Here is a 25,015-nt window from a genome sequence, read left to right on the forward strand (position 1 = left end):
CCATACGGCGTGGCGCCGCTCCGCCCGGATCCCGGAGGCGTCAGGAACGGGTGACGTTCCGCTCGTACACCAGCCGCAGCCCCACCAGCGTCAGCCACGGCTCGTGCTCGTCGATCACCGTCGCCTCGCGCAGCACCATCGGCGCCAGCCCACCGGTCGCGATCACCGTCACATCGTCCGGATCGTCTGCCAGCTCCCGCGCCATCCGCTCCACCACGCCGTCCACCTGCCCGGCGAAGCCGTACAGGATGCCGGACTGCATCGACTCCACGGTGTTCTTGCCGATCACATGGCGCGGCCTGGCCAGCTCCACCTTCCGCAGCTGCGCGCCGCGCAGCCCCAGCGCCTCCACCGAGATCTCGATGCCCGGCGCGATCGCCCCGCCCGCGTACTCGCCGCGCGCCGAGACCGCGTCGTACGTCGTGGCCGTACCGAAGTCGACCACGATGCAGGGGCCGCCGTACAGCTCCACCGCCGCCACGGCGTTGATGATGCGGTCCGCGCCGACCTCCTTGGGGTTGTCCGTGAGGATCGGCACCCCCGTCTTCACCCCCGGCTCCACCAGCACCGCCGGGATGTCCCCGTAGTAGCGCCGGGTCACCTCGCGCAGTTCGTGCAGCACCGAGGGCACGGTGGAGCACACGCAGATGCCGTCGATGCCGTCCCCCAGCTCCTCCCCCAGCAGCGGGTGCATGCCCATCAGCCCCTGGAGCAGCACCGCCAGCTCGTCGGCGGTGCGGCGGGCGTCGGTGGAGATCCGCCAGTGCTCGACGATCTCCTCGCCGTCGAACAGGCCGAGCACCGTGTGGGTGTTGCCGACATCGATGGTGAGCAGCATCCTCAGCCCCGCCCCTCGGCCGCGCGCAGGTCGAGACCGATGTCCAGGATGGGCGCGGAGTGGGTGAGCGCCCCCACCGCGAGGTAGTCGACGCCGGTGGCCGCGTACCGGGCCGCGTTCGCGAGGGTGAGCCGGCCCGAGGACTCCAGCGTGGCGCGCCCCGCGGTCAGCTCCACGGCGCGAGCGGTGTCCTCGGGGGTGAAGTTGTCCAGCAGGATCAGGTCGGCGCCCTCGTCGAGCACCTCGGCCAGCTGGTCCAGGCGGTCCACCTCGACCTCGATCGGCACCCCGGGGAACTCCTCGCGGACGCGCCGGAACGCCTCCCCGACACCACCGGCCGCCACCACGTGGTTGTCCTTCACCAGGGCCGCGTCCGACAGCGACATCCGGTGGTTGACGCCGCCGCCGCAGCGCACCGCGTACTTCTCCAGGGCGCGCAGCCCGGGGGTGGTCTTGCGGGTGTCGCGGACCCGGGCGCCGGTGCCCTCCAGCACGTCCGCCCACGCCCGGGTGGCGGTGGCCACGCCGGAGAGCCGGCACAGCAGGTTCAGCGCGCCGCGCTCGCCGGTGAGCAGATCGCGGGTGCGGGCGGTCACCGACAGCAGTACCTGCCCGGCCTCGACCCGGTCCCCGTCCTCGGCGTGCCGTTCGACCTCGAACTCGTCCGTGCAGACCACGGACAGCACGGCCTCGGCGATCCGCAGCCCGGCGACCGTACCGGCCTCGCGGGCGGTGAAGTCGGCCGTCGCGACGGCGTCCTCGGGAACGGTGGCCACGGTGGTGACGTCGACCCCGTTGTCGAGGTCCTCCTCGATGGTGAGGTGCGCGACATCCTCGACGAGCACCGGGTCAAGACCGGCGTCCGACAGCAGCGCCGCCAGATCGGGGTCCAGGCCGCACTCCAGCGGGTCGTGGGCCGGGCCGGCGCCGTCGTCGCCACAGCCGCAGCCGTCGCCGCAGCCTCCGGGAGCGGGGCCGGAGGCGCCCGGGGCGGTGCCGAAGGGCAGCAGGGTCAGCTCCACGGGGGCCGGCCGGGGCGGTGGGGTGGTCACGGGGTGTCTCCTCGGAACGAAAGCTCTGACTGATCGGGGCGTATGTACGGGTCGCGGGCGCCGTCGCCGCCCGGCCGCAGGGCGAGCACGAGGTGGTGCCGCCAGTTCTGGTCGTCCCGCCCCGGATGGTCCTCGCGCCAGTGGCAGCCGCGCGTCTCGGTGCGGCGCAGGGCGGCGGTCACCAGGACCCGGGCGACCAGATGCAGGTTAGCGGTCTCCCAGGTGTCGGCGCCGGGCTCGGCCGGCTTGCGGTCGGCCTCCGCCGGGCCGCCGGCCAGCTCGTCCAGGGCGCGGGCGGCGGCGGTGAGTCCCGCGTGATCGCGCAGCACCCCGGCGCCCTCGGTCATGATGCGCTGGATGGCGGTCCTGGCCTCGGGGGGCAGCAGCCGTACGGACGGGGCGGTCCCCGCCGGCCGGGCGCCGCTGGGGCGGTGGCCGCCGTGCGGGGCGCCGACGCGATGTGCGCCGCGATGCGCTCGGCGAAGACCAGTCCTTCGAGCAGGGAGTTCGAGGCGAGCCGGTTGGCGCCGTGCACCCCCGTACAGGCGGTCTCGCCGCACGCGTACAGGCCGGGCACCGTCGTCCGGCCGTGCAGATCGGTACGGACCCCGCCCGAGGCGTAGTGGGCGGCGGGCGCGACGGGGATGAGGCCGGTGACCGGGTCGATGCCGTGGGCGCGGCAGGCGGCCAGGATGGTGGGGAAGCGGTGCTCCCACATGGCCGCCCCGAAGTGCCGGCCGTCGAGATACATGTGGTCGGTGCCGCGCTCGCGCATGCGCCGCATGATGCCCTTGGCGACGATGTCGCGGGGGGCCAGTTCGCCCAGCTCGTGCTGCCCGGTCATGAAGCGGACGCCGTCGGCGTCCACCAGATGGGCGCCCTCGCCGCGCACCGCCTCGGAGATGAGCGGCTGCTGTCCCTCGGCCCCGGGGCCCAGGTACAGGACGGTGGGGTGGAACTGCACGAACTCCAGGTCGGAGACCTCGGCGCCGGCGCGCAGCGCGATGGCGACGCCGTCGCCGGTGGAGACCGGGGGGTTGGTGGTGGCGGAGAAGATCTGCCCCATGCCGCCGGTGGCGAGCACCACGGCGGGGGCCCGTACGGCTCCGACGCCGTCGTGCCGGCCCTCGCCCATGACGTGCAGGGTGACGCCGGCGGCGCGCCCCTCGGCGTCCTTGAGGAGGTCGAGCGCGAGGGCGTTCTCGATGGTCTCGATGCCGGCCGCGCGGACGGCGTCGAGCAGCGCGCGGGAGATCTCGGCGCCGGTGGCGTCGCCGCCCGCGTGGGCGATGCGGCGCCGGTGGTGGCCGCCCTCGCGGGTGAGGGCGATGGCACCGTCGTCGGTGGTGTCGAAGCGCGCGCCCTCGGCGATGAGCCGGCGCACGGCGCCGGGGCCCTCGGTGACCAGGGTGGTGACGGCCGCGTCGTCGCACAGCCCGGCGCCGGCGGTGTGGGTGTCGGCGCGGTGCTGCTCGGGGGTGTCGCCCTCGCCGAGGGCGGCGGCTATGCCGCCCTGGGCCCACCGGGTGGAGCCGTCGGTGAGGCGGGCCTTGGTGACGATGACGGTGCGCTGCCCGGCGGCGGCGCAGCGCAGTGCGACGGTGAGCCCGGCGACGCCCGATCCGACCACGACGACATCGGCGGCCACCTCCCACCCGGCGGCTGGGGCGGGCAGCAGGGCGAGGGCGGGCGCGGGCCCGGCGGCGGGCGCGGGGGGCGCGGCCGGGGCGGGGGTGGTGCCGGGTGCCGTCATCTCGGGGCTCCCAGGGTCAGCCGGGTGTTGTCGATCAGCCGGGTGGTGCCGACCTTCGCGGCCACGGCCATGATCGCCTCGCCGGTGTGGGTGTCGGGGACCTCGCGGAAGGTGGCCGGGTCCACCAGGGCCAGGTAGTCCAGGTCCAGGGGCGGGTTCAGCCCGGCCGCCTCGGTCAGGACGGTGTGCGCGGCGGCCCGCGCCGAGGCGGCGGAGCCGGTGCGCACGGCGGTCGCGGCGGCCAGGGCGGCGGCGTCGGCCGAGGCGCGTTCCTCGTGCAGGGCGGCCAGGGCCTGGGCGCGGTCGCCGAAGGGCGCCCGGCCGGCGGCGGCCCGGTCGGCGAGCGCTGCCTCGGCCGACAGCCGGTCGCGGGCCGCGAACAGCGCCCGGGACAGCGCCAGCGCGGTGCGCCGCTCCGCCGCGTTCAGGTAGCGGTTGCGGCTGGAGAGCGCCAGGCCGTCCTCCTCGCGCACCGTGGGGACGGCGACGATCTCCACGGGGAAGTTCAGATCGGCGACCATCCGCCGCACCAGCGCCACCTGCTGCGCGTCCTTCTCGCCGAACATCGCGTAGCGCGGGGCCGTCAGATGCAGCAGCTTGGCGACGACCGTCAGCATGCCGTCGAAGTGACCGGGCCGGGTGGCGCCCTCCAGCGGTTCGCCCATCGGGCCGGCGCTCAGCCGGACCAGGGGCTCGCCGGACGGGTACATGAGCGCGTCCGACGGTGCGAAGATCACATCGGCGCCGGCGGCCTCGGCCACCCGGGCGTCGGCCTGAAGGGTGCGCGGGTAGCGGTCGAAGTCCTCGCCCGCCCCGAACTGGAGCGGGTTGACGTACACCGTCACGATCACCTGGCCGCCGGGCGGCAGCAGCGCGCGCGCCGCGCGGATGTTCGCCGCGTGCCCCTCGTGCAGCGCGCCCATGGTGGGGACGACCGCGCGCGGCGGCCCGGCACCGTAGGGCTCACCCAGCTCCTGCGGTGTGTGCACGATCCTCATCGGTCCTCGTCTCCTTCCGTCCCGCCCTCGTCGGGACCCGGGCCGTCCGCCAGCACGCCCAGCAGTTCCTGGGCCGCTTCCGGACGCAGCAGCCCGTGGTCCAGGGCGCGGTCGGCGGTGGTGCGCGCCATCGCCAGGTAGCCGGGCAGCGCGCCGGGGGCGTGCGCCCGCAGTTCGGCCAGGTGCGCCGCGACCGTACCGGCGTCGCCGCGCGCCACGGGGCCGGTGAGAGCCGCGTCCCCGGAGCGCAGCGCGTTGTCCAGCGCCGCGCCCAGCAGCGGGCCGAGCATCCGGTCCGGGGCCTCGACCCCGGCGGTGCGCAGCAGTTCGAGGGACTGGGCGACGAGGGTGACCAGATGGTTCGCCCCGAGCGCCAGCGCCGCGTGGTACAGCGGACGGTCGCGCTCCTCGATCCACTCGGGTTCGCCGCCCATCTCGATGACCAGCGCCTCGGCGGCCAGCCGCAGCTCCAGCGGGGCGGTCACCCCGAAGGAGCAGCCGGCCAGCCGCTGCACGTCCACCGCCGAGCCGGTGAAGGTCATCACCGGGTGCAGGGCCAGCGGCAGCCCGCCGGCCCGGGTGGCGGGGCCGAGGACGGCGGTGCCGTACCGGCCCGAGGCGTGCGCGATCAGCTGGCCCGGGCGCACGGCCCCGGTCTCGGCCAGCCCGGCGACCAGCGCCGGCAGCGCGTCGTCCGGGACGGTCAGCAGGACCAGTTCGGAGCGGGCCAGTACCTCGGCGGGCTCGACCAGCGGCACCCCGGGCAGCAGCGCCTCGGCGCGCCGCCGGGAGGCGTCGGAGACCCCGGAGGCGGCGACCGGCCGGTGTCCGGCCAGGGCGAGGGCGGCGGCCAGCGCGGGGCCGACGCGGCCGGCGCCGACCACGCCCACGCGCAGCCGGGCGGGGCGGGAGGTGGTCACGACTCGTTCACGGCGCTCGCTCAGCCTCTTTCGCATCCGTTCCGGTCCGTGTGCTCGGTACCGGACGTCGACGCCATGCTACGGGCCCGGCGCGGTTACGGGCCCAGCCGCCTTTCGTTGCCGCCCGCCTGCACCAGGCCCGTCTCGTACGCGAGCACCACGGCCTGCACCCGGTCACGCAGCTGGAGCTTGGCGAGGATGCGGCCGACGTGGGTCTTCACGGTGGCCTCGGAGACGAACAGCTGCCCGGCGATCTCCCCGTTGGACAGGCCCTGCGCGATCAGCAGCAGCACCTCGCGCTCGCGGTCGGTGAGCTGCTCGATCTCGGGGTGGGCGGGCTGCCGCTCGGCCGGGATCAGCGTCATGAACCGGTCCAGCAGCCGCCGGGTGGTGGAGGGGGCGACCACCGCGTCGCCGCTGTGCACGGAGCGGATGGCGGCCAGCAGTTCGTCCGGGGGCACGTCCTTGAGCATGAACCCGGCCGCGCCCGCCTTGAGGCCGGAGAAGGCGTACTCGTCGAGGTCGAAGGTGGTCAGGATCAGCACCTTGGGGTCGCCGGGGCCGCCCGCGCCCTCCTTGCAGATCCGGCGGGTGGTCTCCACCCCGTCCAGCCGCGGCATCCGCACATCCATCAGGACCACGTCCACGGTGGTGGAGCGCAGCACCTCCAGCGCCTCGACGCCGTCCCCGGCCTCGGCGGCGACCGTCATGTCCTCCTGGGCGTCCAGCACCATCCGGAAGCCGGTGCGCAGCAGGACCTGGTCGTCCACCAGCATGACTTTGATGGGCGGCTGCGGTGTCGTGGTCACCAGGGGGTCCTTCCTCGGGGCCGGGGCCCGGGGGTTGTGGCGCGGAGGCCGTGGCTCGCGGAGTGTGACGCGGGGTTCGTATTCGGGGTTCGTACTCGGGGCGCGTGGCCGGGGCGGCGGGGCTCAGGGATGGGCGGCCAGCGGCAGTGTGGCGGAGATCCGGAAGCCGCCGCCGGGCCGGGGCCCGGCGAGCAGTTCGCCGCCGACCATCCCGACCCGTTCGCGCATCCCGATCAGCCCCTGCCCCAGACCGTCGACGCCACGCTCCTCGTACAGCTCGCGCTGCGCGCCGCGCCCGTCGTCCTCGGCGAGCACCGTCAGCGCGTCGCCCGCGTAGTCCAGGCAGACCCGGGCGCCGGCGTCGGGGCCGCCGTGCTTGCGGGTGTTGGTCAGTGCCTCCTGGACGATGCGGTACGCGGTCAGCTCGACGCCGCTGGGCAGCGGGCGCGGGGTGCCGCTGATCCGGAAGTCGACGGGCAGCCCGGTGTCGCGGACCTGGTCGACGAGTTCGGCGAGCTGCTCGACGCCTGGCTGCGGCACATAGTCCTGCGCGGTGGCGGTGCTCGCGCCGTCCCCGCGCAGCACGCCCAGCAGCCGGCGCATCTCGGTGAGCGCCTGCCGCCCGGTGCCGGAGATGGTGGCCAGGGCGGTGCGGCACTGCTCGGGGTGGCTGTCCAGGACGTAGGCGGCGCCGTCGGCCTGCACCACCATCACGGACACGTTGTGCGCCACGACGTCGTGGAGTTCGCGCGCGATCCTGGCGCGTTCGGCGGCGACCGCGATCCGCGACTGGGTCTCGCGTTCGCGCTCCAGCCGGGCGGCACGCTCCTCCAGCTCGGCGTAGTAGGCGCGGCGGGTGCGCAGCGAGTCGCCCAGCACCCAGGCGAGCAGGAACATCACGGTGAGGAAGACGGTGGAGACGATGGTGCCGGTCAGCGATTCCTCGTTGCTGTCCGGCCAGCGCACGGAGGCCAGGCCCGGCGCGGTGAGCGAGGCGCCCAGCGCCAGCCGGGACGCCCAGCGCACCGGCCGGGACGCCACGGTGAACACGAGGATCAGGAAGACGAAGTCGGAGGGGATCGGCGGGACGTCGGCGGCCAGCTGGAACAGGCCCGCGGCGATGCTCACCAGCAGCGCCTTCTCCGGCGCGCGGCGGCGCACGGCCAGCGCGCCGGTCAGCGTCAGGGCGGTGACCATGGCGGCGGCCTCGGAGCCGCGGTACACGGAGTCCGCGTTGCCCGGCGCCACCAGCACCACCACGGTGCCGAACAGCCATACGACGCCCCAGAACCCGTCCACCCAGCCGGGGTGACGGCGCACGAGGTCGTAGAGCCGGTTCATGTCACCCACAGTAGGGATCGCGCACGGCCCGGGAGTCAGCCGATGGGCCGATCCGTGCGGCCGGCGGCTACTCCTCAAGGTGGACACGGCAGCCGGGGGCACCCCCGGCCGGGAGCTGGGGGCGCGTACCGTGAGGCCGATGAGCGGTGAGGCGACACGGTGGCGGGCGGCGGCGGAGCGCGCGCTGTACGGGCCCGGCGGGTTCTACGTGCGGCACGCCCCCGCCGCGCACTTCCGCACCGCGGTGCACGCCTCCCCGCTGTACGCGCGGGCCGTCGCCCGGCTGCTGGCGGGCGTCGACGCCGCGCTGGGGCACCCCGCGGAGCTGGCCCTGGTGGACCTGGGCGCCGGACGCGGCGAGTTGACGGCCGGGGTCCTGGCGGCGCTGGAGGCACCGGTGGCGGCGCGCGTGGTGCCGTACGCGGTGGAGCGGGCGGCCCGGCCGGCCGGACTCGACGCCCGGGTGCGCTGGTGCGCGGAGCCGCCGCGCGGGGTGCGCGGGCTGCTGTTCGCGAACGAGTGGCTGGACAACGTCCCGGTGGAGGTGGCCGAGGTCGACGGGAACGGCGTCCCCCGGTACGTGCTGGTCGCCCCCGACGGCCAGGAGCGGCTCGGCGACCCGGTGACCGGCCCGGACGCCGACTGGCTGGCCCGCTGGTGGCCGCTGCCGCCGGAACCGGGGCTGCGCGCCGAACCGGGCGGGCCGCGCGACGCCGCCTGGGCGGCCGCCGTGGGCACCCTCGCCGACGGCCTGGCGGTGGCGGCCGACTACGGGCACACCGCCGCGACCCGCCCGCCGCTGGGCTCCCTCACCGGATTCCGGGACGGGCGCGAGGTGCCGCCGGTGCCGGACGGCGGCTGCGATCTGACCGCCCACGTGGCGCTGGACGCCTGCGCCGCCGCCACCGCGCCGGGCGGCGCCCCGTCCTGGCGGCTGACCCAGCGCACGGCGCTGCACCGCCTCGGGGTGCGCGGCGACCGGCCGCCGCTCGCGCTGGCCGCCACCGACCCGGCCGGGTACGTACGCGCCCTGGCGCTCGCCGGACAGGCGGCGGAGCTGACCGATCCCGGCGGGCTCGGCGGCTTCGGCTGGCTGCTGTCGGCGGCCGGCCCCGGCGGGGTGGCGGCGGCCCGGCTACTTGTCGATGTCGCCGACGACGAAGAAGAACGAGCCCAGGATCGCCACCATGTCGGCCACCAGGGTGCCGGGGAGTAGCCGGCTGAGCGCCTGGATGTTGTTGAAGGAGGCGGAGCGCAGCTTCAGCCGGTACGGGGTGCGCTCGCCGCGCGAGACCAGGTAGTAGCCGTTGAGGCCCAGCGGGTTCTCGGTCCAGGCGTAGGTGGCGCCCTCGGGGGCCTTGAGGACCTTGGGCAGCCGCTGGTTGACGGGACCCGGCGGCAGTTCGGCGAGCCGGTCCAGGCAGGCGTCGGCCAGCTCCAGGGAGTTCTTGGTCTGCTCCAGCAGCACCTCGAAACGGGCGAGGCTGTCCCCGGCGGTGCGGGTGCTCACCCTCAGCACGTCCCCCAGCTCCCCGTACGCCAGGTACGGCTCGTCGCGGCGCAGGTCGAAGTCGACGCCGCTGGCGCGGGCGATGGGGCCCGAGATCCCGTAGGCGTGGGCGGTCTCCGGGCTCAGCACGCCGATGCCGCGGGTGCGGGCCCGGAAGACCTCGTTGCCCAGGATCAGGCCGTCCAGCCGGTCCATGCCGCCGCGTACCGCCGCGACCGCCTGCCGGGCCCGCCCGGTCCAGCCGGCCGGCAGGTCCTCCTTGAGGCCGCCGACCCGGTTGAACATGTAGTGCATCCGCCCGCCGGACGCCTCCTCCATCACGTGCTGGAGGGATTCGCGCTCGGTGAAGGCGTAGAACATGGGGGTGATGCCGCCCAGCTCCAGCGGATAGGAGCCGAGGAACATCAGATGGTTGAGCACCCGGTTCAGCTCGGCGAGCAGGGTGCGCAGCCACACGGCCCGCTCGGGGACCTCCATGCCCAGCATCCGCTCGACGGCCAGCACCACGCCCAGCTCGTTGGAGAACGCGGACAGCCAGTCGTGGCGGTTGGCCAGCACGATGATCTGCCGGTAGTCGCGCGCCTCGAAGAGCTTCTCCGCGCCCCGGTGCATGTAGCCGATCACCGGTTCGGCGGCCGAGATCCGTTCCCCGTCGAGCACCAGGCGCAGCCGCAGCACGCCGTGGGTGGAGGGATGCTGAGGGCCGATGTTGAGCACCATGTCGGTGGACTCGGCGGCGCCGCCGACCCCGACCATCGTCTCCGTCATGGCGACAGTCTGACAGCTCACCCGGACAGCCCACCACGATCAGTGAGCGCGCTCTAAGCTTTTGGCATGGACGAGGTAGGGGAAGAGGCCGCCTGGCACGGGGTACGGCCGGGACTGCTGACCATGCGGCGGCTGGTACTGGCACTGTGGCTCGGCCCGCTGGTGCTGGCCGCGGCCGTCATTCCGGCGGTGCTCGGGGCGCCGGTGTGGTCGCTGCCCGCGCTGGCGCCGCTGCTGCTGGGCGCGTGGGGGTGGCGGGCGCTGGGGCGCAATTTCCGCTCCTGGCGCTACCAGGAACGGGACGACGATCTGCTGATCAGCCGGGGCGTGCTGTGGCGGCAGCTGACGGTGGTGCCCTACGGCCGGATGCAGCTCGTCGAGGTCACCTCCGGACCGCTGGACCGCAAGTTCGACCTGGCCAGACTTCAGCTGCACACCGCGGCGGCCGCCAGCGACGCCACCATCCCGGGCCTCGAACCGGCCGAGGCGGAACGGCTGCGCGACCGGCTCACCGCGCTCGGCGAAGCCCGGTCGGCGGGACTGTGAACACGAACGGGGTGACCATGACCGCGGACCCGACGGCCCCGCCCACCGAGCCCTCGCTGGAGCGGGACGGCAAGCGTCTGCACCCCGTCACCCCGTGGCGGCGGGCCTGGGCCCCCCTGGCCGGGCTGTTCGCGGTCGGTCTCAACAACGCCGAGAACATCCGGTCCTGGACCACCTCCCTGGGCCTGGGCTGGCTCGCCGCCCTGCTGGTCGCCCTCATGCTGTGCGGCGCCGGCTACGGCTTCCTGTCCTGGCGCGTCACCCGCTACCTCGTCACCGACACCGAACTGCGCATCCGTACTGGTCTGCTGTTCCGCCGCACCGCGCACCTGCGGCTGGACCGCATCCAGTCCATCGACGTCACCCGCCCGCTGCTCGCCCGCGCCGTCGGCGTCGCCAAGCTCAAGATGGACGTGGTCGGCTCCGGCGACTCCGACGAACTCGCCTACCTCGGGGAGTCCGAGGCCACCGCGCTGCGCGCCGAACTCCTCGCCCGCGCGGCCGGCATCGACCCGCTCGCCGCGCCCAGCGCCGGAGAGGCCCCGGCCCGCCGGGTGGCGGCCGTGCCGACCCCGGTGCTGGCCAAGGCCCTCGCCCTGGAGTCCCTCAGCGGCGGCTGGGCCCTGCTGCTGGTCGCCGGGATCGCCCTGCCCGTGACGCTGTACGTGCTGGGGGCGGGCCTGTTCGTCGCGCTCACCGTCGCGCTGCCGATGCTGGCCGGCGTGTGGGGCGGCACCCTGGGCCGCTTCCTCACCCAGTACGGCTGGACCGTCAGCGAGTCCCCGGACGGGCTCCGGCTGGACCACGGGCTGCTCCAGCGCGACCACGCCACCGTGCCGCCCGGCCGGGTGCAGTCGGTGCGCATCGTCGAACCGCTGCTGTGGCGCCGCCAGGGCTGGGTGCGGGTGGAGCTGTCGGTGGCCGGTGAGGGCAACGAGAGCGGGCTGCTCGTCCCGGTCGCCGGCCGCGCGCAGGCGGGTGAGCTGATCGGGCGGATCCTGCCCGAGGTCGACATCGACAAGACGATGGCGTCCATCACGGCCGTGCCGCGGCGCTCGCGCTGGGCTGTACCGGTGTGGCGGCACGGGTACGGGCACGGGGTGACCGACGCCGTGTTCGTGGCCCGCGCGGGACGGCTGAGCCGCCGCTACACGCTGGTGCCGCACGCCAAGGTGCAGAGCGTACGGATGACACAGGGGCCGTGGGAGCAGCGGCTCGGGCTGGCCGACATCCATGTCGACCACGGCGCCAACGGGACGGCCACCGCCCGGCTGCGGGACGCCGCCGAGGCGGCCCGGGAGGTCGCCGCGCAGGCGGACCGCTCCCGGCTGGGGCGGCGCAACGCCGCCCCGGAGCGCTGGCTGACGCGCTGACGGCCGCCGGCCGGGCCGGTGGTGCGGCCGGGCGAAGGGGCGGCGGGGCGGTGGTGCGGCGCCGCGCCACCGCCCGTCAGATCACCGTGCCGCCACCGCCGTCGTCGGGCTGCTGTTCCTCGTCGCCCTCGTCCTCCTCCTGATCGATGAGGACCGGCGAGCCGTGGTGCGACCACAGCTTCCACTCGCCCTCACCGCCCTCCGCGCGGCGGAAGAGGTTGGTGGCCACCACCAGGCCGCCCACCAGCGGCCCGGCGCTGCCGTCCTCCTCGGCGGGCCCGCCGCTGAGGATGTTCTCGGTGCAGGTCACCAGGGCCGTGTCGCCCATCACGGAGACCTCGACATCGGTGAGGAAGAACTGGATGTACTCGGTGTTCGCCATGATCAGCGCGTAGGAGCGCAGCACCTCCCCGCGGCCGGTGATCACCGGCCAGCCCGGATGGATGACGCTGATCTCCTCGGCGTCGATCCAGCGGTCCGCCATGGCGTCCAGATCGCCCTGCTCCAGCGCGTCGTACAGCGCGGTGTTGGCGGCTTCCACCGCTTCGATGTCCGTCCGGGTACCACTCATGTATGGGCCGTATCCCCTTCCGTTCCGGCGTGCACGTGCGTCGCGTCCTCGACGGCCTGGGCCACCCGGACCGCGTCCGCGCTGGCTCGTACCTCGTGTACCCGCACTGCCCATGCCCCCACACGGGCCGCGAGCGCCGAGATGGCGGCGGTGGCGTGATCCCGCTCGGCGGCGGGCGGCGGAGTGCCCCGGGGCCGGCCAGCACCCGTCCGAGGAACCGCTTGCGGGAGGCCGCGATCAGCAGCGGCCACTCCAGTTCCCGGCGCAGCCGGTCAAGGCCCGCCACCAGGGCCAGATCGTGCTCGGCCCGCTTGGCGAAGCCGAGCCCGGGATCGGCGATGATACGGGCCGGGTCGATGCCGCCGGCGACGGCACGCTCGATGGACGCGCGCAGTTCGGCGACGACCTCGCCGGTGACGTCCGTGTACCGGGCGCGGTCGTTCATGTCGATGCTCTGGCCGCGCCAGTGCATGACGACGAACGGGACCCGGGCGTCGGCGACCGCGGGCACCATCCGGGCGTCGGCGCGGCCCCCGCTGACGTCGTTGACGATCCGGGCCCCGGCGGCGATCGACTGCTCGGCGACCGAGGCGCGCATGGTGTCGACGCTCACGATCACCCCCTCGGCGGCCAGTTCGCGCACCACGGGCAGCACCCGGCGCAGTTCCTCGGCCTCGTCCACCCGGGTGGCGCCGGGGCGGGTGGACTCGCCCCCGACATCGACGAGATCGGCTCCGGCGGCCACCAGATCGAGTCCGTGCTTGACGGCCGTCTCCGGGTCGAACCAGCGCCCGCCGTCGGAGAAGGAATCGGGCGTCACGTTGACGACCCCCATGACCGCACACCGATTCCACTCCGGCAACCCGGCCACCCGACGACGCATCTCAGCCATGCCTCCACCCTAGGGCTTGTCTGACGGATCCCGCCTGGCCCGTGGCGTCTGGCACGGCACCTCGCTGCGTTGCAGAGACGCCCAAGTAGCCCACTACGAGGGCGCCCCCGCGCCTTGCGATGCACCGCACCAGACGCCACGGGCCTGACCGGCGCCATCCGTCAGACAAGCCCTAGGCGCACCGCTGATCCCCGCACCCCGCCCGGTCCGGCCGGGGGCCCGGCGGGCGGCGGCGACCCCGGCCCGCCGGCGCTCCGGACCTCGTGATGGGGTGGCGGCGGAGCTTAGCCGTTGCGGTGCGCGGGTAGCCGCCGCTGACAAGGGCTGTCACCATCCGCAGGTAGATTCGAATGTGCCGGCGGCAACACGCCGGTGCACGACCGGGAGAAGGGAGCAGACCATGGATCGCATCACGCTCAGCGGGCTGCGGGTCAGGGGGTTCCACGGTGTGCTCCCGCACGAACGGGAGGGGGGCCAGTGGTTCACGGTTGACCTCACACTGGGCCTGGACACCCGTCCCGCCGCGGCGACCGACGATCTGGCGAAGACCGTGGACTACGGGATGGTGGCCCAGGAGATCACCGCCGTCGTCGCCGGCGAGCCCGTCGATCTTCTGGAGACGCTCGCCCAGCGGATCGCCGATCGTTGCCTCGCGTTCACCCCGGTGCGCGAGGCAGAGGTCACCCTCCACAAACCGCAGGCGCCGATCACCGTTCCCTTCGACGACGTGACCATCACCATCAAGCGGAGCCGAGCATGACCCCCAGCAATGCCGCGTCCACTCCCGACCCGACCGTCCAGCCGGTGCCCGCCTCCGTGGTGCAGCAGGTCGACGCCGCCGACACCACCCTGCACAACCCCAAACGCGCCGTCCTCTCCCTCGGCAGCAACCTCGGCAACCGCCTGGAGACCCTCCAGGGCGCCATCGACGCGCTGGAGGACACCCCGGGGCTGCGGGTGAAAGCCGTCTCCCCGGTGTACGAGACCGAGCCGTGGGGGGTGCCCACCGGCAGCCAGTCCACGTATTTCAACGCGGTGATCGTCGTGAAGACGACGCTCCCGCCGGCCTCGCTCCTGGAGCGCGCGCACGCCATCGAGGAGGCCTTCGAGCGCGTACGCGACGAGCGCTGGGGGCCGCGCACCATCGACGTGGACATCGTCGCCTACCAGGGCGTCATCTCGCGGGACCCGGATCTGACCCTGCCGCATCCGCGGGCCCACGAGCGCGCCTTCGTCCTGGTGCCGTGGCACGATGTCGATCCGGCGGCCGAAGTGCCGGGGCACGGCCCGGTCGCCGATCTTCTGTCGACGCTGCCGGAGCAGGGCATCACCGCGCGCGCCGACCTGAAGCTGGCCCTGCCCGACTGAGCGGGGCGAGCACGGAACAGCTGACGGACGAGGGGCACGCACAGCGGTGAATCAACTGCGGATCAGAAATCTGGCCGGTCTGTTCGCCGCCGCGTTCGCCTTCGGCTGGGCCGGGGCCGGGCTGTGGGACGCGCTGGGCACGCTGCCCGCGGTCCCGCTGCTCGCCCCGGTCGTCCTGGCGCTGATCGCCGCCGTCCTGCTGGCGACCGCGCTGTCCCTGCGCGCCCGGCTGCGGGCGCAGCGCACCTGGGGGCACCGCCCGGCCGAAGGCTGGGGGAGCCGCGAGGGCGCCCGCCCGGTGGAGCCACTCGTGGCGGCCCGCGCGGTGGTCTTCGGCCAGGCGAGCGCGCTCGTCTCGTCCCTGGTGGCCGGGTTGTACGGGGGCTTCGGACTGTTCCTGCTGCTGGAGCGGATGGAGGTCCCCAACCGCCGCGAACAGGCCCTGTACGCGGGCCTGTCCGTCGTCGCGGGCGTCGCGGTGTGCGCCGCCGCCCTGTACCTGGAACGGGTCTGCAAGCTCCCGGACGGCAACGGCGACGACGACCACCGCGACCGGCGCGGACCGATGGGCTCCCCCATCTGATCCGCCCCGCTACACCTCGACGGCCGCCGATTCCTGCACCGAGCGCCGCAGCGCGGCGTGCAGGCTCGCCGGGGTGAGCACTCCCAGGAACCGGTCACCGTCCAGCACGGCGATCCACCCCGCGTCGTACTGGAGCATCGTGGCGAACGCCTGCTTCAGCGAGGCGCCCACCGGCAGCCACGCCTCCATCCGCCGGGCCCGCCCGGCGACGGTGCCCTCCGGCTGCGGTCCCGCGCCCTCCGGCGGTATCAGCACCCAGCCGTGCAGCCCGTCGTGCTCGTCCAGCACCACGGCCCAGCGGGCGCCCTCGGCCCGCATCCGGTCGCAGGCCAGCGCCATCGGATCGGCCAGATGGACCACCGGCGGCTGCTCCAGATCGGCGGTCTCCACCGGGGTCACCGACAGCCGCTTGAGCCCCCGGTCACTGCCCACGAAGGACGCCACGTAGTCGTTGGCGGGCGCGCCGAGCACCGTGGCCGGGGTGTCGAACTGTTCGACCCGCCCCTGCCCGAACACCGCGATCCGGTCCCCGAGCCGTACCGCCTCCTCGATGTCGTGCGTCACGAACAGCACGGTCTTGCGCACCTCGGCCTGCAGCCGCAGGAATTCGTTCTGGAGGTGCTCGCGCACCACCGGGTCCACCGCGCCGAAGGGCTCGTCCATGAGCAGCACCGGCGGGTCGGCGGCCAGGGCCCGCGCCACGCCGACCCGCTGCCGCTGCCCGCCGGAGAGCTGGTCGGGGTAGCGCCCGCCGTACACGGCCGGGTCCAGGCCGACCAGTTCCAGCAGTTCGGCGGCGCGCCGCCGGGCCGCCGTGCGGCGCTCGCCCAGCAGGACGGGGACGGTGGCGGTGTTGTCGAGCACCGTCTTGTGCGGGAAGAGGCCGACCTGCTGGATGACGTAGCCGATCCGGCGCCGCAGCCGCACCGGGTCGTGGCCGGCGATGTCCTCACCGTTCAGCAGGACGCGTCCGGAGGTGGGCACCTCCAGCCGGTTGACCATCTTCATGGTGGTCGTCTTGCCGCACCCCGACGGCCCGACGAGGGTGACCAGTTCGCCCTCCGCCACCTCCAGACACAGATCGTCCACCGCGCGGGTGCCGTCCGGGTAGCGCTTGGTGACGTGGTCGAAGAGCAGCATGTTCATGAGTTTGTCAGGTTTACCGCCTAGGGTCATGGACATGAGTGCGAAGAGCTGTCTGGTGGCGAACGACTGGATCTGCGGGGAGTACGTACGCACCCGCGGCCAGGAGCTGACCGACGCCACCGTGCAGCACCTCGCCATCACGGCCTCCGCGATCGCCATCGCCGTCGCGGTCGCCTTCCCGCTCGCCCTGCTGGCCCGCCGCTGGCGGCCGGCGGCCGGCTCACTCCTGGGGCTGACCACCGTCCTGTACACCATCCCCTCGCTCGCCATGTACGCGCTGCTGCTGCCCTTCTTCGGCCTGTCGATGTCGGTCGTGGTGTGCGGCCTGGTGCTGTACTCCCTCACCGTGCTGGTGCGCAACATGCTCACCGGGCTGCGCTCGGTCCCCGCCGAGGTACGGGAGGCGGCGCTCGGCATGGGGTACGGGCGCGGACGGCTGCTGCTCACCGTCGAACTGCCGCTGGCCCTGCCCGCCGTCATGGCCGGGATAAGGATCGCCACCGTCTCCGCCGTCTCCCTGACCACCGTCGGCGCCATCGTCGGCCACGGCGGGCTCGGCAACCTCATCTACAGCGGCATGCAGAGCTACTTCAAGGCCGAGGTGCTCACCGCCTCCGTGCTGTGCGTCCTGCTCGCCGTCACCGCCGATCTGCTGCTGCTCGGCGTCCAGCGGGCCCTCACCCCCTGGTCGCGGGCCGCCGCCGGCCCGTCGAAGGGCGCTGTCGCGTGAACGCCATGACCGGGGCCTGGAGCTGGCTCACCACCGCGGCGCACTGGAGCGGCGACGGCGGCATCACCCAGCGGCTGGGCGAGCACCTGTATCTCACCGCCCTCGCCCTGCTGGCCGCCTGCGCCATCGCGCTGCCGCTGGCCATGTGGCTGGGCCACGGCGGCGGCCGCCGGATCGGCGGGGCGGTGGCCATCAACATCTCCAACGTCGGCCGCGCCGTGCCCACCTTCGCCGTGCTGGTGCTGCTCACCCTCACCCCGCTCGCCCGCTACGGCGAACTCCCCACCCTCATCGCGCTGGTGCTGTTCGCGGTGCCCCCGCTGCTCACCAACGCCTACGTGGGGATCGCCGGCACCGACCGGGACATCGTGCAGGCCGCGCGCGGCATGGGCATGTCGCGCGGCCAGATCCTGGCCCGGGTGGAACTCCCGCTCGCCTTCCCCCTGCTGATGACCGGGGTGCGCACCGCGGCCGTCCAGATCGTGGCCACCGCCACCTTGGCCGCGCTGCCCGGCGGCGGCGGTCTCGGCCGGATCATCACCGCCGGCTTCGCCACCTACCGCACCTCCCAGGTGGTGGCGGGCGCCATCCTCGTCGCGCTGCTGGCGCTGGCCGTCGAAGGGCTGATGGCACTGCTCCAGCGGCTGCTCGACCCCCGCTCGCCCCGGCGCCGCCGCACCAGCGCGGCCCCGGCCGGTCCGCGCAAGTCCCCGGAGGCCCCGCCGGAGCCGGCTCCCGCCGCTCCGGCACCGGCCGCGGCGGGCGCCTCCCTGACGAAGACGTCCCCAGGCAACCGTCCGGCCCCGGGCCGGGCACCATCCACCGTCGAAGGGCAAGACACGTGACCGCGACCACCCCCCGTACCTCCCTGCGCCGGCTGCTGGGCGCCACCTGCGGCAGCGCCGCGCTCGCCCTGGCCCTCACCGCGTGCGGCGGCGGGGACAGCCTGGAGTCGGAAGGCGGTGGCGGCGGGGACCAGGACACCTCGCAGTCCGCCGACACCCTCACCATCGGCGGCGGCGACTTCACCGAGGCCACCATCATGGCCGAGCTGTACTCCCAGCTGCTCACGGACGCCGGCTACACCACCGAGGTCATCACGGTGCAGAGCCGCGAACTGTACGCGCCGGAGCTGGAGAAGGGCTCGATCGACATCGTGCCCGAATACGCCGCCACCCTGGCCGAGTTCCTCAACGCCCGGGTCAACGGCGAGGGCGCCCCGCTGATCGCCTCCTCCGACCCGGTCGCCACCGTGGACGCGCTGCGCGAACTGGCCACCCCGCGCGGGCTGACCGTGCTGGAGCCGGGCGAGGCCGTCAACCAGAACGCCTTCGCCGTCACCCGGGAGTTCGCGGAGGAACACGGGCTGACCACGCTCTCCGACCTCGGTGCCTCCGGGCTGCCGATCAAGCTGGCGGCCGGCGATGAATGCTCCGAACGCCCGTTCTGCCAGCCGGGTCTTGAGGACGTCTACGGCATCGACATCACCGGCATAGACCCCAAGGGTGTCGGCACCGTCCAGGCCAAGCAGGCCGTCAAGGACGGCACCGACGACCTGGTGCTGGTCTCCACCACCGACGCCACCCTGGACGACTTCGGCCTGGTGCTGCTGGAGGACGACCAGAACCTCCAACTCGCCGACAATCTGCTGCCCGTGCTCCACTCCGGCATCGGCGACGACGAGAAGATCACCGCCGCCCTCAACCGCCTCACCGGGACCCTCACCACCGACGATCTGATCGAACTCAACCGCCAGGTGGACTCCGAGCGCCTCAAAGCGGTTGACGTGGCCGGGAGTTACCTGCACGACAAGGGGCTGCTGAGCCACTGAGCCACCACAGCGGAATGTAACCACCTGAGAACGGTCCGCCGGGTGGGTCCCGGCAGCCCCGGGCGTCACGGTAAGTTTCGGGCATGGCACGTGGACGTCACCGCAACGCACCACTGCACCGGGTGCTGATTCCTGCCGCGCTGGGCGGCGCCGCCGTACTGAGCGCCGGCGCCGCCTGGTTCGTGGGCACCGGCAGCAGCGACGGCGCGATCGTCGTCCTGCGCTCCCTGACCGCGCTGGCCGCGGCGGCCGCCGTGAGCGCCGCCCTCCTGCTGCGCCGCTGGGATCTGGAGGCCGGACGCAAGGTCGCCCGCGAACGTGCCGCGAAGGCCGGCATCAGCTGGCAGATCGAGGAGAAGCAGGCCGAGCTGGAGGAGTCCCAGGAACTGGTCTCCACCCTGGAGGCCAAGGTCAGGGCCAAGCGCATCGAACTGGGCCGGCTCCGCTCCGAACACGCCGACCTGCTGCGCCGGTACGCCAACGCCGAGACCGAGCGGGCCAAGGCGCTGGAGGGCCGCCGGCAGCTGGCGCTGGAGGCGGCCGAGCCGGCCAAGGCGCTGCCCTCCCGGGCCACCGACCACCGCACCTCGGGCGGCGCGCCGTCGCAGCTGACCTACCTCCAGGCGTACGAGGCGCTCGGCAAGCTGTCGCGCAACGGCGCCCGTCAGGAGGAGAACCGGCAGCAGGAGAACCGGGAGCAGGAGCGGCGGCGCGAACCGCGGGAGGCCGGGGCGGCCGAGTCCCCCGGCACAGCCGACGCAGCGCCCGCCCGGCCCGCACCGCCGGTGGCGGTGCCGCCGCAGGGGGCGCCTCCCGGCGCCGGCCGGGAGAGCACCGAGCCCGCCGGCGGGTTCGACTTCTTCGGCAAGCCGCGCACCGCCAAGCGCTGAGACGCCGCGGCGCGGCCGTTTCGTTCAAGGCCGGGCCACCGGCCGCTGGATAGCGTGACCGGCATGGAGTCGACACACCTCAGCATCCACATCGACCGCGCCGCCGACGAGGTCTACGCCTACGCGGCCGACCCGGTCAATCTGCCCGCCTGGGCCGCCGGACTCGGCGGTTCCATCGAACTGATCAAAGGCCGGTGGATCGCGACCTCCTCCCCCATGGGCCGGGTGGAGGTGGCCTTCGCCCCGCGCAACACGTTCGGTGTGCTCGACCACGAGGTGACCCTGCCGAGCGGCGAGACGGTCCTCAACCCGATGCGCGTGATCCCGGACGAGGAGGACACCTGCGAGGTGGTCTTCACCCTGCGCCGGCAGCCGGGAACCACCCCCGAGGACTTCCGCCGCGACGCCGGAATGGTCGAGGCCGATCTGGCCACCCTCAAGGGCATCGTGGAACGCGGCTAGCCCGGCGCCGCTCCTCGGCCGCTCAGCGGGAGAGGATCAGGCTCATCGCCTCGGCACGGGTCGCCGCGTCCCGCAGCTGGCCGCGTACCGCCGAGGTGGTGGTCTTGGCGCCCGGCTTGCGGACCCCGCGCATCGTCATGCACATGTGCTCGCACTCCACGACCACGATCACCCCGCGCGGCTCCAGGATCCGCATGAGCGAGTCGGCGATCTGCGTGGTCAGGCGCTCCTGCACCTGCGGGCGGCGGGCGAAGACGTCCACCAGCCGGGCCAGCTTCGACAGCCCGGTGATCTTCCCGCTGGAGGACGGGATGTACCCGACATGGGCCTTGCCCACGAACGGCACCAGGTGGTGCTCGCACGAGGACATCACCTCGATGTCCTTCACCAGCACCATCTCGTCGTGGCCCAGGTCGAAGGTGGTGGTCAGCACATCCTCCGGCTCCTGCCACAGCCCGGCGAATATCTCCCGGTAGGCCCGGGCCACCCGGGCCGGGGTGTCCCGCAGTCCCTCGCGGTCCGGGTCCTCGCCGACCGCTATCAGCAGCTCACGGATGGCGTTCTCGGCGCGCTTCTCGTCGAACGTGCCCATCTGGCCCGCTTGCGCCGTCACCGGGTCCGTCATGTACTTCCCGCCTTGTTTCTGTCAGGCAATGCGGCTGATCGGCCCGAATGAACGGCCGTGCCCCCAAGCCTAAGGCGTGGGGGGCACGGCCGGTACGACGTGGTGACCAGGTTCACTCGGTGCCGGGTCGCTCCCCCGGCTCGGTGCCGATGACCTTCTCCAGGGAGGTGGTGCCGTTCTCGCCGCTGCCGTTGGCCAGCTGCACGTTCTTCACCGGGACGGACACCGGGGGCCGGGTCGAGGGGGTGCGCCGGGCGGAGCCGGTCCACGCCGGGCGGGCCGGACGCTTGATGACCGGGCGGAAGATCTCCGCGAGCTCCTCCTTGTTGAGGGTCTCCTTCTCCAGCAGCTCCAGCACGAGGTTGTCGAGCACGTCCCGGTTCTCCACCAGGATCTCCCACGCCTCGTTGTGCGCGGTCTCGATCAGCTTCTTGACCTCCTCGTCCACCAGCCCGGCGACCTCCTCGGAGTAGTCGCGCTGGTGGGACATCTCCTTGCCCAGGAAGGGCTCGGACTGGTCGGAGCCGAACTTGATCGCGCCGAGCCGCTCGGTCATCCCGTACTGGGTGACCATCGAGCGCGCCGTGCCCGTCGCCTTCTCGATGTCGTCGCCCGCGCCGGTGGTCGGGTCGTGGAAGACCAGTTCCTCGGCGGCGCGACCGCCCATCATGTAGGCGAGCCGGTCCAGCATCTCGTTGCGCGTGGTGGAGTACTTGTCCTCCTCCGGCAGCACCATGGTGTAGCCCAGCGCCCGGCCGCGGGACAGGATCGTCACCTTGTGCACCGGGTCGCTGTTCGGAGAGGCCGCCGCGACCAGGGCGTGTCCGCCCTCGTGGTACGCGGTGATCATCTTCTCCTTGTCGCTCATGATGCGGGTGCGCTTCTGCGGACCGGCCACGACGCGGTCGATCGCCTCGTCAAGGAACTTGTTGTCGATCAGCTTGGCGTTGCCGCGGGCGGCCAGCAGCGCCGCCTCGTTGAGGACGTTGTTCAGATCGGCGCCGGTGAAGCCGGGGGTACGCCGGGCGACGGCCCCCAGGTCGACGTCCGGGGCGACCGGCTTGCCCTTCTGGTGAACCTTGAGGATCTCCAGACGGCCCTGCATGTCGGGACGGTCGACCGCGATCTGCCGGTCGAACCGGCCCGGCCGCAGCAGCGCCGGGTCGAGGATGTCGGGGCGGTTGGTGGCGGCGATCAGGATGACGCCGCCCTTGACGTCGAAGCCGTCCATCTCGACCAGCAGCTGGTTGAGGGTCTGCTCGCGCTCGTCGTGCCCGCCGCCCATGCCGGCGCCGCGGTGCCGGCCGACGGCGTCGATCTCGTCGACGAAGACGATCGCCGGGGCGTTCGCCTTGGCCTGCTCGAACAGGTCACGGACCCGGGAGGCGCCGACACCCACGAACATCTCGACGAAGTCGGAGCCGGAGATCGAGTAGAACGGCACCCCGGCCTCGCCGGCCACGGCGCGTGCCAGCAGCGTCTTGCCGGTACCGGGCGGGCCGTACAGCAGCACACCCTTGGGAATCTTGGCGCCGACGGCCTGGAACTTGCCCGGCTCCTGGAGGAACTCCTTGATCTCGTGGAGCTCCTCGACGGCCTCGTCCGAACCGGCCACGTCGGCGAAGGTGGTCTTCGGGGTGTCCTTGCTGATCAGCTTGGCCTTGGACTTCCCGAACTGCATGACCCGGGAGCCGCCGCCCTGCATCTGGTTCATCAGGAACAGGAAGACCACGATGATCAGCAGGAACGGCAGGATGGACAGCAGCATCCCGACGAACGGGTTCTGCGACTTCGGGGAGACGGTGTAGCCGCCCTCCAGGTCGCCGGCGGCGAGCTTGTCCTGGAGCGTGCCGGCCAGGTTCTCGCCCTGACCGTCGATGTAGTTGGCCTGGACCTTGGTGGTGCCCTCGATCTCCTGGCCGCTCTTCAGCTCGATCTTGATGGTCTGCTCGTCGCCGGTGGTGAGCTCGGCGGACTGGACGTGGTTCTGGGCGATCGCCTGGACGACCTTGCCCGTGTCCACCTTCTTGTAGCCCTCGGACGAGGTGAACACCTGCATCAGCAGAACCACGGCAAGGACGGCCAGTACGATCCACATCACTGGCCCACGGAAATAGCGCTTCACGTCTATTCACACGGGGCGGTGCGGCCCCGTCCCTCCTGCCATGTAGAGGCACAGCCCCCGGCTGGGATCCGCTGTGCGCGGCGGTGTCCTACGTCTCGTTCAACCGCGACCGTACCCCAAAGCGGCCCTCCGGCGGCGCCGGGGACAGTGGGATATGGCCGCTTGTCCATAAACACGCAACGCCGGACGGCCCCGATGCGTTCCGCGCGGTCCGCTCAGCCCTGGTAGACGTGCGGCGCGAGCGTACCGACAAAGGGGAGATTCCGGTACTTCTCGGCGTAGTCCAGGCCGTATCCCACCACGAATTCATTCGGGATGTCGAAGCCGACCCACTCCACCTCTATGTCGACCTTCGCCGCGTCGGGCTTGCGCAGCAGCGTCACCACCTTGAGCGACGCCGGCTCGCGCGAACCGAGGTTCGACAGCAGCCAGGACAGGGTCAGCCCCGAGTCGATGATGTCCTCGACGATCAGGACGTCCCGGCCCTTGATGTCGGCGTCCAGATCCTTGAGGATCCGCACCACCCCGGAGGACTGGGTGCCCGCGCCGTAGGAGGACACCGCCATCCAGTCCATGGTGACGGGCGAGGACAGGGCACGGGCGAGGTCCGCCATGACCATCACCGCTCCCTTGAGCACCCCGACCAGGAGCAGGTCCTTGCCCGCGTACTCCGTGTCGATCTTCGCGGCCAGCTCCGCCAGCTTCGCGTCGATCTCTTCCTTGGTGATGAGCACCGACTCCAGGTCCGCGCCCATGTCCTTCTCGTGCACCCGCGTCACTCTCTGCCGCTTGCCGCTCTCAGCGGTCCGCCCCGTCTGCTCGGTCCGCCTGCCGGAGAACCAGTCTGCCACCCTGCCTCGCGACCTCCACGCGGCCGGGCAGGTTCAGGGGCCGCTGACCGTGCCAGTCGGTGATGAGCCGGTCGGTCTCCTCGATGTGCCGGGCGAAGAGCGAACCCGCCGGGGCGCCCGCCGCGACGGCCGCCCGGCGCAGCACCCGGCGGCGTACGGCCGGGGGCAGCGGGGCGAGCGCGGCGATGGCGAGGGTGCCGTCCTCGGCGGTGGCGGTGCCCTCGGCGTCGGCGGCCCACAGGTCGAGTGCGTCGGCGTCGTCGCGGGCGAGGGCGGCGGTGCGGGCCAGCGCCTCGACGACGCCGCGGCCCAGGGCCTTCTCCAGGATGGGCAGGGCCTCGTGGCGGACCCGGGAGCGGGTGTAGGACGGGTCGGTGTTGTGCGGGTCGTCCCACACGGGCAGGGACTGCACCAGGCAGGCCTTGCGGGTGGTCTGCCGGTCGATGCCCAGGAACGGGCGGCGGTAGCGGCCGGTGTGCCCCGCGGTGCCGCCGGAGACGGCGGCCATCCCGGACAGCGAGCGGACGCCGGAGCCGCGGGCGAGGCCGAGCAGTACGGTCTCGGCCTGGTCGTCGCGGGTGTGGCCGAGGAGCACGGCGGCGGCGTGGTGGCGGTCGGCGGCGGTGTCCAGGGCCCGGTAGCGGGCGGTGCGGGCGGCGGCCTCGGTGCCGCCGGAGCGGCCCACGGTCACGGCGGCGATGTCGACGGGGGTCAGGCCGAGGGCGGTGAGGCGGTCGGCGACTTCGGCGGCGCGGGCGGCGGAACCGTCCTGGAGGCCGTGGTCTACGGTGACGGCGCCGGCCCGCAGGCCGGCCCGGGGGGCCTCGAAGGCGAGCGCGGAGGCCAGGGCCATGGAGTCGGCGCCACCGGAGGCGGCGACCAGGACGAGCGGGGGGTGGTGCGGCGGATCGAGTGGGGAGGGGCCTGGGGCTTCGTGCAGCAGCTCGTGGAGCACACGGCGGACTGCCAGACGTATCGCCGCGACCGCGGGGTGGGGACCCATGTCCGAATCACTTCTTCCTGGGGAAGCTCG

General features: G+C 73.4%; 24 protein-coding genes and 2 pseudogenes. 11 read left to right on the forward strand and 15 right to left on the reverse strand.

The features are described from left to right. Positions 1-40: 40 nt before the first annotated feature. The 7 genes and pseudogenes from SXIM_RS11280 to SXIM_RS11310 all read right to left on the reverse strand — a co-directional run bounded on the left by SXIM_RS11280 (position 41) and on the right by SXIM_RS11310 (position 7,711). Positions 41-838, reverse strand: a complete 798-nt coding sequence (locus SXIM_RS11280; protein ID WP_030734945.1) for a type III pantothenate kinase — start codon at positions 836-838, stop codon at positions 41-43. Positions 839-840: 2 nt separating this feature from the next. Then, complete coding sequence (gene nadC / locus SXIM_RS11285) at positions 841-1,890, reverse strand: carboxylating nicotinate-nucleotide diphosphorylase (RefSeq protein WP_046723814.1); 1,050 nt, start codon at positions 1,888-1,890, stop codon at positions 841-843. Next, positions 1,887-3,643, reverse strand: a pseudogene (locus SXIM_RS11290) (L-aspartate oxidase). Before SXIM_RS11290 ends, nadC begins: the two are co-directional and overlap by 4 nt. Continuing rightward, positions 3,640-4,641: a pantoate--beta-alanine ligase gene (gene panC, locus SXIM_RS11295; RefSeq protein ID WP_046723815.1), complete on the reverse strand. Its 1,002-nt coding sequence runs from the start codon at positions 4,639-4,641 to the stop codon at positions 3,640-3,642. Before panC ends, SXIM_RS11290 begins: the two are co-directional and overlap by 4 nt. Then, on the reverse strand, positions 4,638-5,561 hold the full coding sequence (locus SXIM_RS11300) for a Rossmann-like and DUF2520 domain-containing protein (protein WP_246156868.1): 924 nt from the start codon (positions 5,559-5,561) through the stop codon (positions 4,638-4,640). Before SXIM_RS11300 ends, panC begins: the two co-directional genes overlap by 4 nt. A 95-nt stretch (positions 5,562-5,656) precedes the next feature. Next, positions 5,657-6,337 (reverse strand): response regulator, encoded by a 681-nt coding sequence (locus tag SXIM_RS11305; protein WP_030734959.1) that lies wholly within the window; start codon positions 6,335-6,337, stop codon positions 5,657-5,659. 156 nt (positions 6,338-6,493) lie between these two features. Further along, a complete protein-coding gene (locus SXIM_RS11310) occupies positions 6,494-7,711 on the reverse strand; it encodes a sensor histidine kinase (protein ID WP_030734964.1) in 1,218 nt (405 codons plus the stop codon). 139 nt (positions 7,712-7,850) lie between these two features. On the opposite strand from SXIM_RS11310, the gene SXIM_RS11315 reads away from it, so the two are divergent. After that, positions 7,851-8,927: an SAM-dependent methyltransferase gene (locus tag SXIM_RS11315; protein WP_030734968.1), complete on the forward strand. Its 1,077-nt coding sequence runs from the start codon at positions 7,851-7,853 to the stop codon at positions 8,925-8,927. On the opposite strand, the gene SXIM_RS11320 is transcribed toward SXIM_RS11315, so the two are convergent. Continuing rightward, on the reverse strand, positions 8,847-9,989 hold the full coding sequence (locus SXIM_RS11320) for an NADH-quinone oxidoreductase subunit D (RefSeq protein WP_030734970.1): 1,143 nt from the start codon (positions 9,987-9,989) through the stop codon (positions 8,847-8,849). The two genes, SXIM_RS11315 and SXIM_RS11320, sit on opposite strands and share 81 nt — an antisense overlap. A gap of 66 nt (positions 9,990-10,055) precedes the next feature. Between SXIM_RS11320 and SXIM_RS11325 the strand changes: the two genes are divergently transcribed. Together SXIM_RS11325 and SXIM_RS11330 are read left to right on the forward strand one after the other, a co-directional pair. Further along, positions 10,056-10,535, forward strand: a complete 480-nt coding sequence (locus tag SXIM_RS11325; RefSeq protein WP_030734972.1) for a PH domain-containing protein — start codon at positions 10,056-10,058, stop codon at positions 10,533-10,535. Positions 10,536-10,552: 17 nt separating this feature from the next. Then, a complete protein-coding gene (locus tag SXIM_RS11330) occupies positions 10,553-11,908 on the forward strand; it encodes a PH domain-containing protein (RefSeq protein ID WP_030734975.1) in 1,356 nt (451 codons plus the stop codon). A 76-nt stretch (positions 11,909-11,984) separates the two neighbouring features. Here the strand turns inward: SXIM_RS11330 and SXIM_RS11335 are convergent, their stop codons facing one another. After that, on the reverse strand, positions 11,985-12,479 hold the full coding sequence (locus SXIM_RS11335; protein ID WP_030734978.1) for a nuclear transport factor 2 family protein: 495 nt from the start codon (positions 12,477-12,479) through the stop codon (positions 11,985-11,987). Further along, positions 12,476-13,371: pseudogene (gene folP, locus SXIM_RS11340) on the reverse strand (dihydropteroate synthase). Before folP ends, SXIM_RS11335 begins: the two are co-directional and overlap by 4 nt. A 400-nt stretch (positions 13,372-13,771) precedes the next feature. Between folP and folB the strand changes: the two are divergent. Genes folB through SXIM_RS11355 form a run of 3 tightly spaced genes read left to right on the forward strand, consistent with a single transcriptional unit; the run spans position 13,772 to position 15,322 of the window. Next, entirely contained in the window at positions 13,772-14,131 is a 360-nt protein-coding gene (gene folB / locus SXIM_RS11345; RefSeq protein ID WP_030734983.1) for a dihydroneopterin aldolase, read from the forward strand. After that, positions 14,128-14,739, forward strand: coding sequence for a 2-amino-4-hydroxy-6-hydroxymethyldihydropteridine diphosphokinase (gene folK, locus SXIM_RS11350; protein WP_030734985.1), 612 nt, complete (start codon positions 14,128-14,130; stop codon positions 14,737-14,739). Before folB ends, folK begins: the two co-directional genes overlap by 4 nt. Positions 14,740-14,785: 46 nt before the next feature. After that, on the forward strand, positions 14,786-15,322 hold the full coding sequence (locus tag SXIM_RS11355) for a DUF3180 domain-containing protein (RefSeq protein ID WP_046723819.1): 537 nt from the start codon (positions 14,786-14,788) through the stop codon (positions 15,320-15,322). A gap of 9 nt (positions 15,323-15,331) precedes the next feature. Here the strand turns inward: SXIM_RS11355 and SXIM_RS11360 are convergent, their stop codons facing one another. Beyond that, positions 15,332-16,462 (reverse strand): ABC transporter ATP-binding protein, encoded by a 1,131-nt coding sequence (locus tag SXIM_RS11360; RefSeq protein ID WP_046725589.1) that lies wholly within the window; start codon positions 16,460-16,462, stop codon positions 15,332-15,334. Positions 16,463-16,502: 40 nt separating this feature from the next. On the opposite strand from SXIM_RS11360, the gene SXIM_RS11365 reads away from it, so the two are divergent. From SXIM_RS11365 to SXIM_RS11385, 5 genes are all read left to right on the forward strand, one after another. Continuing rightward, entirely contained in the window at positions 16,503-17,198 is a 696-nt protein-coding gene (locus tag SXIM_RS11365) for an ABC transporter permease (protein WP_043178096.1), read from the forward strand. Continuing rightward, a complete protein-coding gene (locus SXIM_RS11370) occupies positions 17,195-18,043 on the forward strand; it encodes an ABC transporter permease (RefSeq protein WP_078635649.1) in 849 nt (282 codons plus the stop codon). The genes SXIM_RS11365 and SXIM_RS11370 overlap by 4 nt, the downstream gene beginning before the upstream one ends. After that, on the forward strand, positions 18,040-19,029 hold the full coding sequence (locus SXIM_RS11375; RefSeq protein ID WP_030735001.1) for an ABC transporter substrate-binding protein: 990 nt from the start codon (positions 18,040-18,042) through the stop codon (positions 19,027-19,029). Before SXIM_RS11370 ends, SXIM_RS11375 begins: the two co-directional genes overlap by 4 nt. Positions 19,030-19,112: 83 nt before the next feature. Then, the gene (locus SXIM_RS11380; RefSeq protein WP_030735004.1) at positions 19,113-19,919 is read left to right on the forward strand and encodes a hypothetical protein; all 807 of its coding nucleotides are present in this window, start codon (positions 19,113-19,115) and stop codon (positions 19,917-19,919) included. A 63-nt stretch (positions 19,920-19,982) separates the two neighbouring features. Then, positions 19,983-20,381 (forward strand): SRPBCC family protein, encoded by a 399-nt coding sequence (locus tag SXIM_RS11385; RefSeq protein ID WP_030735007.1) that lies wholly within the window; start codon positions 19,983-19,985, stop codon positions 20,379-20,381. Between the two features lie 22 nt (positions 20,382-20,403). On the opposite strand, the gene folE is transcribed toward SXIM_RS11385, so the two are convergent. The 4 genes from folE to tilS all read right to left on the reverse strand — a co-directional run bounded on the left by folE (position 20,404) and on the right by tilS (position 24,985). Continuing rightward, positions 20,404-21,006: a GTP cyclohydrolase I FolE gene (gene folE / locus SXIM_RS11390; protein WP_030735010.1), complete on the reverse strand. Its 603-nt coding sequence runs from the start codon at positions 21,004-21,006 to the stop codon at positions 20,404-20,406. Positions 21,007-21,118: 112 nt separating this feature from the next. After that, positions 21,119-23,137 carry an ATP-dependent zinc metalloprotease FtsH gene (gene ftsH, locus SXIM_RS11395; RefSeq protein WP_030735013.1) on the reverse strand — a complete coding sequence of 673 codons (2,019 nt, stop codon included), beginning with the start codon at positions 23,135-23,137 and terminating at the stop codon, positions 21,119-21,121. Between the two features lie 209 nt (positions 23,138-23,346). Beyond that, positions 23,347-23,886, reverse strand: a complete 540-nt coding sequence (gene hpt, locus SXIM_RS11400) for a hypoxanthine phosphoribosyltransferase (protein ID WP_030735016.1) — start codon at positions 23,884-23,886, stop codon at positions 23,347-23,349. Between the two features lie 43 nt (positions 23,887-23,929). Next, positions 23,930-24,985, reverse strand: coding sequence for a tRNA lysidine(34) synthetase TilS (gene tilS / locus SXIM_RS11405; RefSeq protein ID WP_046723820.1), 1,056 nt, complete (start codon positions 24,983-24,985; stop codon positions 23,930-23,932). Positions 24,986-25,015 lie beyond the last annotated feature (30 nt).

The sequence above is a fragment of the Streptomyces xiamenensis genome, assembly GCF_000993785.3.
GTDB lineage: Bacteria > Actinomycetota > Actinomycetes > Streptomycetales > Streptomycetaceae > Streptomyces > Streptomyces xiamenensis.